Here is a 16,690-nt window from a genome sequence, read left to right as displayed (position 1 = left end):
ACGGTGTGCTTTATCTTCATCTTTTTTCTTTTCAATTGGGATGACAAAGTTGTTTTGAAAGTACGATTGATTGCCCAACAAGCCCGGATTGATAAATGAAATCTGTGTCCATAAATCGTTCACCGAATTTTCGACCGGCGTTCCGCTTAAAATCAATTTATAACGGGATTTTAATTCTGTTGCCGCTTGAAAAGATTTGGACGAAGCATTTTTAATGTTCTGGCTTTCATCTAAAATAATGTATTCAAAAAAGAAATCTTTTAGCAAATTAATATCAATGCGCATGATGCCATAAGTCGTAATCACCACATCATAATTACTGAAAGTAGTTGCGTCGCGGTTACGCATTCCACCGGTATAAGTTAAGATTTGCATGGCCGGCGTAAACTTTTTTGCTTCGTTTATCCAGTTATAAATCAACGAAGTTGGCATGATAATCAGCGATGTTGTTTGGCCTGATGATCTGGAATCTTCCTTGCTTTTTTGCAGCAAAGCCAGCGTTTGGATGGTTTTGCCCAAACCCATATCATCTGCCAAACAACCGCCAAAATGATATTTCTTTAAGAAGTGGAACCAATCGTAACCAGCCTTTTGGTAAGTGCGCAGTTCGCCGTTAAAGTTTTCCGGCAATGGGATTTCTTCCAAACTTTCAAAATCATTTAACTTTTGCAGTTTTCGGTTCATTGTAACTTCGGCATGATCGCTGGCTGCCAACTCGTTTACCAAACCAATATGATGCTTCTTTAGCTGCAATTTATCTGTGTGATTACTGAAATACAACAGGTTGCTGTATTGCGAGAACCATTTTTCGGGAATGACCGCAACCTCGCCGGAAGGCAAAACAAACTCGCGCCGCTTGTTTAAAATATGTTGTTTCAGTTCGATAAACGGAATGGCGTACTGTCCAAAATAAACCATCGCATAAATATCAAACCAATCATTGCCTTCCCTTATTTCGAGGTTGATTTTTGGGCTGGCAAACAAAAAACGCTTTTCGCCTTCGGGCTGCTCAATTTCAAAACCGTTTAATAACAGTTCATCATGGTGCTCGTTCAGCCACGTAAAAACGGAAAGCGAAGCATCTTCTTCATCTTCCAAAGCCGCAACTTCCAGGTTTTGGAAAAGGTTGGATACTGTTTTTAGCCCTATATTTTCAAGCTCCAAAAATTTCTTTTTCTCCCAAGAAATGCTTCTTTTAATGCGGTAAAAACAGTATTGGTCGTCTTTATTTTCGATGCGGACGGAAACCAGACGACCATCACCGTAAGGAAAAACTGCTTCGCCATATTTAAATAAAAGCTGGATTTGCGAAGTTCCGCCTTCCGAATAAACCGGTTTTAAAATCGGTTTTGCATCGTAACGTTCGCTCACAATTTCAAAACCTTGCGCGTAAACCGGATATTTTTCAATCAGCGGCGCCACAAACTTTTCGTAGTACGTTTTTTCAGAAGATTTTGGGATCGAGATGTAACGCTTCTCTAAAAACGGAACTAATTTTTTGCCTTCAATGTCTTTTTCAAAATAATACAACACGTCTTCCAGCAGCAAATACGCGGGATGATTGCAAATGATGTCCGCGTTTTTAAACATAAACTCAATCCGCTGGCCTTTGTATTTAATGGTTGGATAATAGCGCGTTTCGGTTTCGTTTCTGCGGAAATGGAAAAGCACGGTTGCAGGTTCGGTTGCAATGGTAACGAAACGTTCGGCCGGATAACCTTCGCGGCTCATCACACATAGTTCTTTTCCGGGAAGTAAGGTTAAAGCTTCGGCCATCTTTTTTTCGATTTTGGGCCGAAGCGTATCGTACAAATCCTCGGTATAAATCTTTGAAAAAAACTCGACCGGGCGGATTGGCTTTTTATAATATTTCAGAATGATGTGGCTTTGCTCGGTTTCCTGCAAAATACGGATCAGCTTTCGGTCGGTATCGTCTAAATACTGGGCAAATTCCTCGGCAGTATTGGTAAAAAGGCGTTGATGCGTTAAAGAAAACTCGCCATTTGGGTTAAGCTGGACAACATGCGGCTCGATCAAATAAGAAAGATAATCATGCCGGCAAATGGCATAAACAATCTTACAAGGTTTGCTGCTGTCTACTCTTAACATTGTTGTATTTTGGATAACAGCCCATAGGCAATTATGCACGGGCAAAGGCTCCAAACGTAGTCAGAATTACCTTAAAAGAAAAATACTTTATGCGGTTTTTGTGGGGAAAAAGTCCGAAAGACGGGATGTCCGGAAGTTGGAAAGACTGAAAATTTAAAAGCAAATAGGCGATGCTTCTTTTATCGGCATAAAATTGGTGTAAGTAAATTAATTAGATTGAAATTTCGCCGGAGAAAACCTGAACGGCCGGGCCTTCTAAAAAAATATCCGAAAACGTTTTGCCATCGTAATTAAATTTCACGTTTAAATCTCCGCCCAACACTTTTATAGGGGTAAAAACAGCACCGGTTTTTTGCTGGTGTTTGGCCATGGCCAAAGCAACTGCGGTTACGCCGGTCCCGCAGGCGTAAGTTTCGTCTTCCACGCCGCGTTCAAACGTTCGAACGAAAAAGCCGTCTTTTGTTGGTTCAACAAAATTAATGTTGATGCCGTCTTTTTTGTAAACCGGATTGTTGCGAATGGCAAAACCGTCCTGAAAAACGTTTTTTTGTTCCAGATTTTCCACCAATTCAACATAATGCGGCGAACCAGTATTTAAAACGAAAGCTTCACGGTCACGGTTTATGGTATCTACATCAATCATTTGCAAACTTACCCAATCACCTTTTTCGGAAATTTTGGCATAATGCGGGCCATCAACCGCCAAAAAGTTAGTTTCTTGATCAATCAAACCTAAAAATTTGGCAAAAGCAACAATGCAACGGCCGCCATTTCCGCACATGCTGCTTGGCTTTCCGTCGGCATTGTAATAAACCATTTCAAAATCAAATGCTTCTTTTACCTGCAAAAACATGATGCCATCGCCGCCAATACCAAAACGGCGGTCGCATAAACGGGCAATCAGCTCGGGCTGTCGGTGGTTAATCTGCTGTAAACGGTTGTCTATCAGTATGAAATCGTTTCCGGTGCCTTGGTATTTATAAAAAATTTGTTTCACAATAATCCATTCTATTATTTAGCACAAAATTGCGCTTATCTGCCTTAAAACCAACACAAATTATGTTTAACATTTTTTAACATTGCCATAAGTAACATTGGGTTGATTATAACGTCAATAAGGCATTAAATTTGATTAAGCTATTTCAAATTCAGCAAGAGAAAAAACAACATATGAAAAAAGTAGGATTATCATTGATGACGGCCATTTTGGGAGGCGCTATTGCCGTAGGTGCCTACAAAATGGTTGAGGTTAAAAACACAGACGCTTCAACATTTGAAGACCGGCAAAAAGTATATTTCGCAAGCAACCATATCGCGCCGCTGGTGTCCTCGGCCGGAACGGTAGATTTTACACAGGCAGCAGCGGCGGTTACGCCAGCCGTGGTTTATATCCGTACCACTTATTCTTCGCAGCAAAGTGGCGGCGGGCAAGACCAAATGGAACAAATGTTTGGCGATATGTTTGGCATGCGCCGCAGGCAGCCATCCGGCCCGCAAAGGGCTTCGGGTTCGGGCGTAATTATTTCTACCGATGGCTATATTGTTACCAATAACCACGTGGTAGAAAAAGCAGACAAGATTGAAATCACCACAAACGATCACCGCCAGTTTAGTGCAAAAGTGATCGGAACAGACCCAAATACTGATTTGGCTTTGATCAAAATCAACGCAACAAATTTGCCGATCGTTAAATTTGGCAACTCTGACGATGCCAAAGTAGGCGAGTGGGTTTTGGCTGTTGGAAACCCTTTTAACTTAACTTCAACTGTAACTGCCGGTATTGTAAGTGCAAAAGGCCGTTCTGTAGGGATTATCGGAAGAGGCGACAACGATGATGACGAAAACCCTTTTTCCAGCCCTAATTTAGACCGTTCTCAAGCGCAAACACCTGTTTTAAACAGAGGGATCGAATCTTTTATCCAAACTGATGCGGTTATCAACCCTGGAAACAGTGGCGGCGCTTTGGTAAATACCAGAGGCGAATTGATTGGTATTAACTCTGCCATTCTTTCACACACCGGTTCTTACGAAGGTTATGGTTTTGCCATCCCAATTAACTTGGCCAAAAAAGTATTGAACGATATTGAAAAATTTGGCAAAGTAAAACGCGGTTATGTTGGCGTTCAGTTTAGGGAATTAACACCTGATGCTGCTCAGGATTTAGGCGTTAAACAAACCAACGGTTTGTATGTAAACGAACTGGTTCAAGGCGGTGGCGCACAACAAGCTGGTATCAAAAAAGGTGATATCATTACCAAAGTTGATGGCAACACGGTTTATGAATCTTCTGACTTGCAGGAAAAAGTAGGCCGTTTACAACCGGGCGATAAAGTTAATTTAACTGTTTTGCGCGATGGTTCGGAAAAAACGTTTGCGGTAACTTTGAAAGCGGATAACGGCAGTATGTTGGCCAATAACAGTAAACTTAATTCTGCTGATGCGATCTTCAATAATTTGGGCGCACACTTTGCACCTTTGAATAGTGGTCAAAAGCAAAAATACAATATCGAAAGTGGTGTTGTAGTTACCCAGGTTAGCCCTGGACATATGTTTGACCAGTTAGGTATCGAAGAAGGATCTGTGATTACCAGGATAAATAAAATTCCGGTAAACTCTCCAGAAGCACTGAATAAAGCAATTTCTAACACCAAAGATGGTATTTTGATCATTGGTGGAATAAGCCCTGACGGTAGTGTGTTTACCAACCGCTACAAAATGGACAAGTAAAAAAAGTAGTGCTAAAAGAAGCATCGAAACCTGCAACGTAAAACTTGCAGGTTTTTTTGTTTTATAGCTATTTTTGCCGGGATGACTTGCGACGGGATTGATTTCTTTTTTAAACAACAAACACTTCTTTTACTGCCCCAAAAAGCAATTTATTGGAAAGACCAAAAAGCTTTGGTTGTGGCCGATGTGCATTTAGGAAAAGCCGGACATTTTAGAAAAGCCGGAATTGCGGTGCCGAATGAACTGGCCCAAAAAGATTTGGAAGTGCTTTCTACTTTAATTGATGAATATCAGCCTGAAAAAATTTACTTTTTGGGCGATTTGTTTCACAGCGATAAAAACAGCGACTGGCATTGGTTTAGTTTATGGCGAAACAAATATGCGGTTGTACAAATGGTTTTGATCAAAGGAAACCACGATATTATCGAAGAAAAGCATTTTGCCGATTTAAATATTTTGGTGGAAGGAGAATTATTGGTCGAGCCTTTCCGCTTGGCGCACCATCCTTTAAAAAAACAGGAAATTGAAAACACGCAAGGGTACACACTTTGCGGCCATATCCATCCGGGCGTACATTTACGCGGAAAAGGGCGCGATGCGGTAACGCTTTCCTGTTTTGCTTTTGGCGCCGATCAGGCTATTTTGCCTTCTTTTGGAAAATTTACCGGCCGCATTGCCATCCAGCACCAGGAAACCGACCGCGTTTTTGGTATTTTAAACGATAAAGTAATTGCTTTTTAAAGCCAATGAACCGGGTTAAACTTATCCTTTTGTAGTTTGCACAATGCTTCTTTTACCCTATAAAAATTAGTATTGCCTGTTTTTCATTTTTCCCCTACTGGTAAAGACACCAATTTTTATAGGGTAAAAGAAGCATCAGCCCAAAAAGAAATATCTGGGAATAAGTTTAAACTACTTCAATACCTTAAATCTTCCTGCTTAAGTATTTAGATTGTTTCTAAATAACTATTGGTCGGGATATTGGCCGGATGCTTTACTATCTTTTCGGCTATAATAAATACTTTTGTAGAAATAATAATCCTAAAATTTATCAATCAAATGAGTGGTTCTACACAAACTCTTTCTTCTTCGATAGGAAAAAAATTGATCATGTCGTTAACCGGCCTGTTTTTGTGCCTTTTCCTGATTGTGCATTTAAGCGGAAATTTTCAGTTGTTTAAGGATGACAGCGGCCTGGCTTTTAATGATTACTCGCACTTCATGACGCATTTTCCACCGATAAAAGTAGTATCGTATTTGCTTTACCTCACCATCATCGTTCATTCCATTTATGCTTTGATTTTAACAATCAACAACAGAAGGGCAAGGCCGGTAAATTATGTAATTCAACCAAAATCGCCAAGCATTTGGTCGTCCCGCAATATGGGGATTTTGGGTTCGGTTTTGTTGTTGTTTATCGTGATCCACATGGGCAATTTTTGGTTCAGCTACCATAAAGACGAATGGTTTAAAAACCACGAAGGCCCGAAAATGCCGTTTAAAGAGTACCGGACAGACCTTAAAACCGGGAAGTTGGTATCGGCCAAACAATTGCCGCAGGGCGAATACGAATACGCTAAATATGTAGATGTAAACGCGCAGCAGGAAATTACCATTGCAAAAGATTTACAGGCACAAGTCATTTTCTCGTTCAGCTCGCCGCTGTATGTGTTCTTTTACGTTATTGCAATGGCTGCTTTATCGTTCCATATGTTGCATGGGTTTCAAAGTAGCTGGCAAACAATGGGCATGAATCACCGCAAGTACAAGCCGATTGTAAACCAAATCGGGATCTGGCTTTTTGCTGTCATTATCCCAATCGGTTTTGCCGTGATGCCAATTGTTTATTATTTCACCAAAAGATAAATCAGCATTAAGTTTTAAAAACAGATGCTTCTTTTATAGCTAAAAAATCATCAAATGGAATTAAATGCCAAACTGCCGGAAGGTCCATTAGCCGAAAAGTGGGACAAGCAAAAGTTCAACCTTAAATTGGTTAACCCGGCCAATAAGCGAAAGTACCATGTTATTGTGGTAGGAACGGGCCTGGCCGGTGCTTCTGCCGCCGCATCGTTGGCCGAGTTGGGTTATAATGTTACCGCTTTTTGTTTTCATGATAGCCCGCGCCGTGCGCACTCTATTGCGGCGCAAGGTGGAATTAATGCGGCAAAGAATTATCAGAATGATGGTGATAGTATTTACCGTTTATTTTACGATACGATAAAAGGCGGTGATTACCGCGCCCGCGAAGCCAATGTTTACCGCTTGGCCGAAGTTTCGGTCAATATTATTGACCAGTGTGTGGCGCAAGGCGTTCCTTTTGCCCGCGAATACGGCGGTTTGCTGGATAACCGTTCTTTTGGTGGCGCTCAGGTTTCCAGAACGTTTTATGCACGTGGGCAAACCGGGCAACAGCTTCTTTTAGGTGCCTATTCTTCGCTAAACCGCCAAATCCATTTGGGCAAAGTAAAAATGTACACGCGTACAGAAATGCTGGATGTGGTTGTTGCCGATGGAAAAGCACAAGGAATTGTTACCCGTAATTTAAGAACAGGCGCTATCGAAACCCATGCTGCACATGCCGTTTTACTGTGTACCGGTGGTTATAGCAACGTGTTTTATCTGTCAACCAACGCTATTGGTTCTAACGTTACGGCAGCTTGGCGCGCGCATAAACGCGGTGCTTATTTTGCCAATCCTTGCTTTACGCAAATCCACCCGACTTGTATTCCGGTTTCCGGCGATCATCAGTCTAAATTAACGCTGATGAGCGAATCGTTGCGGAACGACGGACGTGTTTGGGCACCAAAAACTGTTGCCATTGCCGAAAGGTTACGCAAAGGAGAAATCAAAGTAACCGACATCAAAGAAGAAGACCGCGATTACTTCCTGGAACGTAAATATCCTTCTTTTGGTAACTTGGTTCCGCGCGATGTGGCTTCCAGGAACGCAAAAGAAGTATCGGATGAAGGCCGCGGCGTTGGTGCTTCCGGAAAAGCTGTTTTCCTGGATTTTGCCGAAGCGATCAGCCGTTTAGGTGAAGACACCGTTGCTGCCAAATACGGTAACTTGTTTGATATGTATTACCAGATTACTGACGAAAACCCGTACAAGCAACCCATGCGGATTTATCCGGCAGTACATTATACCATGGGCGGCCTTTGGGTTGATTATAATTTAATGACTACGATTCCAGGCTGTTATGCTTTGGGCGAAGCCAATTTTTCTGATCACGGCGCAAACCGTTTAGGTGCTTCCGCTTTGATGCAGGGTTTGGCTGATGGTTATTTTGTAATTCCTTACACTTTAGGCGATTATCTGGCTACGATCGGTCCGAAAGCAGTTGATCCAAACCATCCTGCTTTTGCACAAACCAAAAAAGATGTGGAAGTGCGTGTGGCCAAATTCTTGTCCATGAAAAAAGGCACAAAAACAGTAAACGAATACCACCGTGATTTGGGCCATATCATGTGGGAATATTGCGGAATGGCACGTAACGAAGCTGGTTTAATCAAAGCAAAAGGATTGATCCAGGCATTGAAAGCCGATTTTTGGAAAAACGCTTTGGTAATGGGCGAAAATGAAGAGATTAATTTTTCTTTAGAGCGGGCCGGCCGTGTTGCTGATTTCATCGAATTGGGCGAACTGATGGTGGATGATGCTTTGATGCGTCGCGAATCGTGCGGTGGCCACTTCCGTGAAGAATCTCAAACAGAAGAAGGCGAAGCAAAACGCGATGACGAAAACTTCTCTTTTGTAGCAGCCTGGGAATATACAGGAGAAAACCAACCCGAAAAATTAAACCGGGAAGACCTGATTTTTGAAAACGTTAAATTAACACAAAGAAGCTATAAATAGGTATGAGTTATTAGGTACGAGTTGAACTTAGCAACTCACACCTCATACCTCACACCTTATACCTCGAATAATATGAGTAACGGAAATATGAACCTGACGCTGAAAGTTTGGCGCCAGAAAAATGCAAAAACAGCCGGTAAAATGGTTACCTATCCGGCCAATGATATTTCTCCGGATATGTCATTTCTGGAGATGCTGGATGTAGTGAACGAGGGTTTGATCCTGAAAGGCGAAGATCCGATTTATTTTGACCACGATTGCCGCGAAGGGATTTGCGGCACCTGTTCTTTGTACATCAACGGCCGCCCGCATGGCCCGAAACAAGCCATCACTTCCTGCCAGTTACACATGCGCAGTTTTTATGACGGGCAAACCATCACCATAGAACCCTGGCGGGCTGCTGCTTTTCCGGTAGTAAAAGATTTGGCTACCGACCGTTCTGCTTTTGATCGTATTCAGCACGCCGGCGGTTACGTTTCTGTAAACACAGGTGGTGTGCCGGATGCCAATGAAATCCCAATCCCGAAACCAATTGCGGATGAAGCGTTTAACTCTGCTACCTGTATTCAATGCGGCGCTTGCGTAGCAGCTTGTAAAAATGCTTCGGCCATGCTGTTTGTATCGGCAAAAATTTCGCAATTGGCTTTGTTGCCGCAAGGCCAGCCAGAGCGTTATCAGCGTGTGCAAAACATGGTGGCGCAAATGGACGAAGAAGGTTTTGGCAATTGTACTAATACCGGCGCTTGCGAAGCAGAATGCCCGAAAAGTATTAAGCTGACCAACATTGCCCGCTTAAACGGCGATTTTTTAACTGCCAAAATATTTAAGTCTGAGGAAATTCACGCTTAATCAAAACTTGTTTAAAATAAACAGAAAGCTTCGTCAATTTTGGCGGAGCTTTTTGCTTGATAAGCAGTTACAATGCTTTCTTGCGGATGCTTCTTTTACCGTCATAAAATTGGGCATATCAGTCAAAATGACAAACACCAAACTCGGATGCTGTTTAGTTATACTACTTTTATGCCGGTAAAAACAGTATGATTCATTATCCTTCGCGCAAAATGCAACTTGCTTTCAACCTGAAAAAAACAATTTTTTCCTTGCTCTTTTTAAGCTTTTTACTGGCTTTTCATAGTAAAAGTTATGCATTTCAAAAAGCTGCTGCTGATACCATTTCGACTGCCGATGTAGATTTTGCGCCTTTGCCTGCCGATACTTCAACCACAACAAAGGCAGCAGCCCCGGTAAAAAAAGAAGTGGTTAAGGAAAAATCCAAGGCCATTGAAGCAAAACAAGAGCAGCAAAGCTTATGGGCAATATTTTTAGCAGGATTATTTGGCGGTTTTGCCGCACTAATTATGCCCTGCATTTTCCCGATGCTTCCTTTAACGGTCAGTTATTTTACCAAAACTGCACAATCAAGAGGAAGTGCCATCACCAAAGCATTGATTTACGGGCTTTCGATCATCGTTATTTATGTGGCTTTTGGGCTGATCATCACCGTGATTTTTGGTGCCGATGCTTTGAACGATTTGGCCACAAACGGTGCTTTTAACCTCATCTTTTTCCTGCTGCTGATTGTTTTTGCCGTATCTTTTTTTGGCGCTTTTGAAATTACTTTGCCCTCGGCCTGGGCCAATAAAATGGACGAACAATCGGACAAAGGCGGCTGGCTCGGTTTGTTTTTTATGGCAGCTACGCTGGCTTTGGTTTCGTTCTCTTGTACCGGCCCAATTATCGGCACTTTGCTGGTTCAAGCGGCAACATCTGGCGCTTTGCTGGGGCCTGCAATCGGTATGTTTGGCTTTTCGCTGGCACTGGCCATTCCTTTTGCGTTGTTTGCCATGTTCCCTTCCTGGTTAAATTCGCTGCCAAAATCCGGCGGTTGGTTAAACAGTGTAAAGATAGTTTTAGGGTTTTTGGAACTGGCTCTGGCTTTGAAATTCCTTTCGAATGTAGATTTGGCTTACCATTGGGAATGGTTTGACCGAGAAATTTTCCTCGTTCTTTGGATCGTGATCTTTGGCTTGATGGGCATGTATCTCCTTGGAAAACTCAAATTTTCGCATGATTCTCCTGTTGATCATCTTTCTATTCCAAGATTATTTCTCGCAATCATCGTGCTTTCTTTTACCGTTTACATGGTGCCCGGATTATGGGGCGCGCCTTTAAAATCTATCTCTGCCTTTTTGCCTCCGCTGCAAACGCAGGATTTTGATCTGTACACGCCAAGCCTCAGCGCAAATAGCCGTGCTTCAAATACTTCAACCCAAAACAGCAACGAAGCACCGCACAAATACGCCAATCTGTTTAAAGCGCCTTTGGGTTTAAACGCTTTTTTTGATTATGATGAAGCGTTGGCTTTCGCGAAGAAAAACCACAAGCCTGTTATGATTGATTTTACCGGCCACGCCTGCGTAAACTGCCGTAAAATGGAAGCCAGCGTTTGGACGGACAAAAAGGTTTATGATTTAATCAGCAATGATTTTGTATTGCTGCAATTGTATGTGGATGACAAAACAGATTTGCAGCCGAACGAACAAACTGTAACACTGCAAGGCAAAAAAATCAAAACCATTGGCAATAAATGGAGTGACTTTCAGGCTTCGCGCTTTAAAGCCAACTCGCAGCCTTTTTATGTTTTGCTGGATGATGACGGAAATTTATTGGTGCCGCCGCAAGGTGCAGATTACAATCCGGCAAGTTATGGCCGGTTTTTGCAAAGCGGTTTAACTGCTTTCGGCAAAAAGTAGCTTGAATTTTAATTGGGTTTGAAATTTTTTGATGGAAGTTTAGGGCAGTTTGATTCAAAAAGCTTTTCTGATACTGTTTTTATGCCGGTAAAAACAGTATTCGATTTAAATCTTTAAAAAATTGAAAACTATTGAGTTACAGTTATGTTAACTTGCAACATAAACCCTTAAAATCATTAAATCATGAAAAATTCTGTTGAAGGCTTAGGCGTATTTTTGTTAGGAACAGCCGTTGGCGCTGCTTTAGGTATATTGTTTGCACCGGATGCAGGCGAAGAAACCCGCAGCACCCTTGTTGAAACGGCAACAACCGGATGGGACACCATCAAAGAAAAAGTAAAATCAGGCGAGGAGCAACTGAACAATTATAAAAACCAGGCATCCACTTACACAACTGAAGTTGTTGACCAGGTAAAATCAAAAGCAAAAGAAACAGCGGACGATTTGAAAGGTTATAAAGACGAAGTGGTTGACCAAGCCAAATCAAAAGTAAAAGAAAAGTCTGACGAGCTGAACAACAACATCCAGCAGGCATAAAAATAAATCATTGTCTTTTATGGTCCCAAATAACAGAAGTTCGTCTTCTGTTGTTTGGGATTTTTATTTTTAGTGAACCTCAAAAGTTTGGCAGGCTGAACGACAAATGATAATAACCGCAATATTCAGGGTTGTTTAAATCTCTGGCGTAAAAAATTTAGCATGCTTCTTTTATGCCTATAAATTTAGTGTCCGGATGTTTTATCGGTGCAAAAACTAAAAGAAGTCAATGATTTTTATGCGGTAAAAGAAGCATCGAAATTGAGCCTGATAAAATTTAACCCGGTGCAAAGCAACAGCAGTAATCATTATTTTGAAACAGGTTTACGAAGAAAGAAGTTGCCGGGATAAAGGTTTGGCGGTAAGCAAGTTGCTATAATGGAATTGTTACACGAACGGTTGTAAAAGAAAAGTGCCTTAACAAGGTTAAAAAACGAGAATTAGGGCAAATCACATCAATGTTACAGGTGTTTCGATAAACTATTGTGAAACTTTTTCGATTTTGTAGTATCGTAAGCTTAAAACTGAAAATAAACCGGTTTAGTATGCACACCAAAAAATATATGAAACGAATATTACTCGGCCTCATTATACTCCTGCTTGCTTCGAGTATAACAAAAGCGCAAACCTTGCACGAAGTGCGTGGCGTAATACAAGATACGACCGGTGCTTCTTTGCCCGGCACCAGTATCAGGCTGATTTCTGCCACAGATACCCTGGCAACAGCCGCTAATTTGGACGGGTCTTTTGTTTTTCCGAAAGTAAAAGCAGCAGAGTTTAGCCTGACGATTGATCTGATCGGGTTTACACCAATCAACCGGCATTATATCCACGATAAAAGTATTGCAGACATCAATATCGGCATTGTTAAGTTAAAGGTAGCTTTTAATCAGCTAAAAGGGGTAACAATTGTTGGCGTAACCCCGGTAAGAATTAAAGAAGACACGGTTGAATTTAATGCCGGAGCCTACAAAGTAAGGGAAAATGCACCAACAGAAGACATGATTAAAAAGCTGCCGGGCGTAGATGTGGATGCCAATGGAAACGTAACGGCGCAAGGCAAACAGGTTACCAAAGTGCGGATCAACGGTAAAGATTTTATGGGCGGCGACGTGCAATCTGTAACCAAAAACCTGCCGGCCGATGTGATCGAAAGCATCCAGATGATTGACGACTATGGCGACCAGGCGAATTTAACAGGTGTGAAGACGGGCGAACCGGACAAAATCATGAATATCGTTATTCGGAAAGATAGAAATGTAGGCTATTCTTTGCAGGCTACGGCAGGTGCCGGGCGCGATGCTTTGCCGGAAACAAACGGTAACGCCAGTCCGACAAGCCCATCAACGATCAATAACAATGAAGATAAGGACCGTTATTTGGGCACGGTAAATTATTTTAGTTTTAAAGGCGACCGGCAGATTTCGGTATTAGGGAATATCAACAATACTAATATCAATACCTTTACCTACGGCGGCGGTGGCGTTGCCCGCGGTGGCGGTGGTGGTTTTGGCGGCGGTGGCGGCCGAGGCAATGCCTTACAGGGTGCAAGTACAACCTCAAACCAAAATGGTATTACAAATGCACACGCCATCGGTTTAAATTACCGCGACCAATGGGGCAAAAAGCTAACTGTTTACGGTAGTTACAGTTTTTCAGACAATACGATAAATACCATTAGCAACAGTTTTCAGCAGTTAAACAACGCCGGGAATATTGGCAACAATAACTCAAACAGTACCCAACAGGCCCAAAACATCAACCATCGGGTAACCTGGAACATGGAGTATAAACCAGATACGGTAAATTATCTCAAAATTACACCCACCTTTTCTTATGCCAGTGTAAATACAAATTCAACCCAAAATGTTAATAACGTTAATTTAACCAGCGATGCAATTGGTTCGGTAACCAGCCAAACAGCTTATAACCAGGTTACCACAGATCAATCTAAATCGCCAAATTACGGCATCAACGTTTTGTTCAATCACCGTTTTCGTGCTACACGGCGCAATTTAAGTATCAATTTAAATGCTAATTCGGCCAAAACAGACGAGTTTGACAACCCGACAACCATTTATACGGCAGGTAATCCGTCTGCGCCCCATTTTCAATTGATCAATACCAATAGCCGCACCAGTAGTATCGGTACAAATGTTTCTTATTTAGAGCCTTTAGGCAAGCTTTCTTATTTAGAGTTGAATTATGCCTTTAACCACTCGTATACCAATAGCGATAAAGTAACCGATACGCTTACCGCAAACAATACCGAAGTTAACTATGCACAAAACAGCAACAGTTATAATTATACTTTTACCACCAACCGTTTTGGTTTGAACTATCGTTTTGTGGAGAAAAAATACAATTACACTTTAGGCCTTGGCGTGCAACCGACTGTTTTAGACGGGTTTTCTCCAACAAGCGGACAAACTACACACGTTACGACACTTAATTTTGCCCCTACTGCCCGTTTCATCTATAATTTTACCAGGAGCCAGGCTTTGAGTTTCAATTATAACGGGTCAAGCAGTCAGCCTAACTTCAATTATTTGCAGCCGGTTATAGATTTTTCAAATGCCTTATACCCGGTACAGGGAAACCCAAATTTGATACCTGAGTTTAACAATAACGTTTCGCTTCGGTACAACAAATTTAGCTTTGAAACAGGGAATGTCCTTTTCACCAATTTATCGTTTAACCAAACCGACAATAAAATTGTAACCAACTCTATCTTTTATCCGAAAAATGATTTGCTGAACCCAAAATTGGCTGGCACTTATCTTACGCAGTACTTAAACACAACCGGTTATTATACGGCTTCTTTTAACGGAACGTATGCAAAGCCTTGGGCCAAAAGAAAATACACGCTGATGTTTAATGCCAACGCTACTTATACCAATAATATCGGTTACAGCAGCAACGTAAACTATAATGCAGTTGCCAATACCGAAACCATGACAACGGAAAGAAACATCGCCAAAACTTTGGTGGTAACGCCAGGTATACGTTTTCGTACGGATATTACTGATGTGATTGATGCAGAATTTAGAACCAATTACAGTATCAATACGGTTAGAAATTCTATTCAAGCATCTAACTTTGTAAATACTTCGCCTACATCGCTTACTTTAGGCTTAAACGGTAAAAACTATTTGTGGAAAAACTACACGGTTAGTTATGATTATACCAAAGTGATCAATAACGGTTACACCGGCATTACACAAAGCAACCCCAATATTTTAAATGCTTATATCGAACGCCGGTTTCTGAAAAAGAATGCCGCCACCATCCGCATTGCTGCCTACGATTTGTTTAACCAAAACACGGGCTACTCGTTTACGCAAAACGGCAATAGTTACACCACATCCAATGTTAACCGTTTAGGCCGGTATTATTTGCTCTCTTTTACCTTGCGCTTGCAAAAATTTGCAGGCAGGGCACCTTCAAACCCGGATGATTTTAGGGGCGGCGGACGAAGAGAGGGCGGCGGCGGATACGGTGGTGGCGGTCGTCCGGGCGGTGGCGGCCCGCCAATGGACTAAAAATATACCGATAAAAAGAGCATTCAATTATTTTGGATGCTCTTTTTGCATCCGTAAAATTACGTTTGCTGCTGCTCAAACTTATTGTGCCGAAAGTAGTTGATTGATGAGAACAATCAAAAGCCCTCGCCCCAATATTATGAAAGCCGAATGGAACAACCAGGTGATTGCCGAAAGCGATGCCACAATTGTAGTTGAAAACAACCATTACTTCCCACTGGAAGCGGTAAAGAAAGAGTTTTTAAAGCCATCTTCAACGCATACAACCTGCCCATGGAAAGGCCTGGCATCCTATTATTCTTTGGATGTTGACGGAAAGCAAAACCCGGATGCCGCTTGGTTTTATTCGGAACCAAAAGATGCGGCTAAACAAATCAAAAATTACGTAGCCTTTTGGAAAGGTGTAAAGGTTGCCCAATAAACACAATTAATGAAAACTTACGATGCCATTATCATTGGCTCCGGCCAGGCAGGAATGCCTTTGGCTAAAAAACTGGCCAAAGCCGGCAAAAAAACAGCTATTATTGAGAAACGTTTTGTTGGCGGAACTTGTGTAAACGATGGTTGCACGCCAACAAAAACATTGGTTGCTTCGGCAAGGATGGCTTATATGGCTACTCGAAAAGATTTGGGTGTGGAGATTGAAGATTATAAAGTTGATTTCCCGGCTATCATGCAACGCAAGGAAGCCATCGTTTTGAAATCCAGAAACGGCGGACAAAAAGGTTTGGAAGAAACCGAAAACTTGGACCTTATTTTTGGCGATGCTTCTTTTACCGGCAAAAAAACAGTATTGGTTAGATTAAATGAAGGCGGCGAAGAAGAATTGACAGCCGGCTTGATTTTTATTGATACCGGCGCCAAAACCGCCATCCCCGAAATTGATGGCATAAAAACAGTACCGTATCTTACTTCAACCACCATTCTTGAATTAAAAGAATTGCCGGAAAGCCTGATTATTATCGGCGGCAACTATATCGGGCTGGAATATGGGCAGATGTTTTCCCGCTTCGGTTCCAAAATCACCATCCTGGAAAAAGGCGAAAGGATTATGTCAAAAGAAGATGAAGACGTAAGCGAAACGGTAACGGAGTTTTTAACCGAAGAAGGAATTTCGATCATCAGCGGTGCCGAAATTAACAAAGCAGAAAAATCTCTCGAAGG

The 16,690-nt window shown here is 41.9% G+C and carries 11 protein-coding genes and 1 pseudogene (1 of these 12 running past the window's edge); 10 read left to right on the top strand and 2 right to left on the bottom strand.

The annotated features are described in order from the left end of the window. Positions 1 to 2,109, bottom strand: a pseudogene (locus Q0192_RS18010) (DEAD/DEAH box helicase) (it extends 798 nt beyond the left edge of the window). A 211-nt stretch (positions 2,110 to 2,320) separates the two neighbouring features. Beyond that, entirely contained in the window at positions 2,321 to 3,106 is a 786-nt protein-coding gene (gene dapF / locus Q0192_RS18005; protein WP_299291768.1) for a diaminopimelate epimerase, read from the bottom strand. Positions 3,107 to 3,279: 173 nt separating this feature from the next. On the opposite strand from dapF, the gene Q0192_RS18000 reads away from it, so the two are divergent. The 10 genes from Q0192_RS18000 to Q0192_RS17955 form a co-directional block, all read left to right on the top strand. Further along, positions 3,280 to 4,836 (top strand): trypsin-like peptidase domain-containing protein, encoded by a 1,557-nt coding sequence (locus Q0192_RS18000; protein WP_299291766.1) that lies wholly within the window; start codon positions 3,280 to 3,282, stop codon positions 4,834 to 4,836. 81 nt (positions 4,837 to 4,917) lie between these two features. Then, on the top strand, positions 4,918 to 5,577 hold the full coding sequence (gene pdeM / locus Q0192_RS17995) for a ligase-associated DNA damage response endonuclease PdeM (RefSeq protein WP_299291765.1): 660 nt from the start codon (positions 4,918 to 4,920) through the stop codon (positions 5,575 to 5,577). 318 nt (positions 5,578 to 5,895) lie between these two features. After that, positions 5,896 to 6,702, top strand: a complete 807-nt coding sequence (locus tag Q0192_RS17990; RefSeq protein ID WP_299291763.1) for a succinate dehydrogenase cytochrome b subunit — start codon at positions 5,896 to 5,898, stop codon at positions 6,700 to 6,702. Positions 6,703 to 6,756: 54 nt separating this feature from the next. Continuing rightward, complete coding sequence (locus Q0192_RS17985) at positions 6,757 to 8,694, top strand: fumarate reductase/succinate dehydrogenase flavoprotein subunit (protein WP_299291761.1); 1,938 nt, start codon at positions 6,757 to 6,759, stop codon at positions 8,692 to 8,694. A 72-nt stretch (positions 8,695 to 8,766) separates the two neighbouring features. After that, positions 8,767 to 9,543, top strand: a complete 777-nt coding sequence (locus Q0192_RS17980) for a succinate dehydrogenase/fumarate reductase iron-sulfur subunit (RefSeq protein WP_299291759.1) — start codon at positions 8,767 to 8,769, stop codon at positions 9,541 to 9,543. A 188-nt stretch (positions 9,544 to 9,731) separates the two neighbouring features. After that, a complete protein-coding gene (locus tag Q0192_RS17975; RefSeq protein WP_299291757.1) occupies positions 9,732 to 11,447 on the top strand; it encodes a cytochrome c biogenesis protein CcdA in 1,716 nt (571 codons plus the stop codon). Between the two features lie 183 nt (positions 11,448 to 11,630). After that, complete coding sequence (locus Q0192_RS17970; RefSeq protein WP_299291755.1) at positions 11,631 to 11,984, top strand: YtxH domain-containing protein; 354 nt, start codon at positions 11,631 to 11,633, stop codon at positions 11,982 to 11,984. A 563-nt stretch (positions 11,985 to 12,547) separates the two neighbouring features. After that, positions 12,548 to 15,526, top strand: a complete 2,979-nt coding sequence (locus tag Q0192_RS17965; protein WP_299291754.1) for a TonB-dependent receptor — start codon at positions 12,548 to 12,550, stop codon at positions 15,524 to 15,526. 106 nt (positions 15,527 to 15,632) lie between these two features. Continuing rightward, positions 15,633 to 15,947 carry a DUF427 domain-containing protein gene (locus Q0192_RS17960; protein WP_299291753.1) on the top strand — a complete coding sequence of 105 codons (315 nt, stop codon included), beginning with the start codon at positions 15,633 to 15,635 and terminating at the stop codon, positions 15,945 to 15,947. Between the two features lie 9 nt (positions 15,948 to 15,956). Continuing rightward, the coding region (locus tag Q0192_RS17955) for an FAD-dependent oxidoreductase (RefSeq protein ID WP_299291752.1) at positions 15,957 to 16,690 on the top strand (734 nt) is incomplete at its 3' end.

The organism is uncultured Mucilaginibacter sp., from assembly GCF_937859865.1.
Taxonomy (GTDB): domain Bacteria; phylum Bacteroidota; class Bacteroidia; order Sphingobacteriales; family Sphingobacteriaceae; genus Mucilaginibacter_A.
This window is presented reverse-complemented; position numbering and strand designations above follow the sequence as displayed.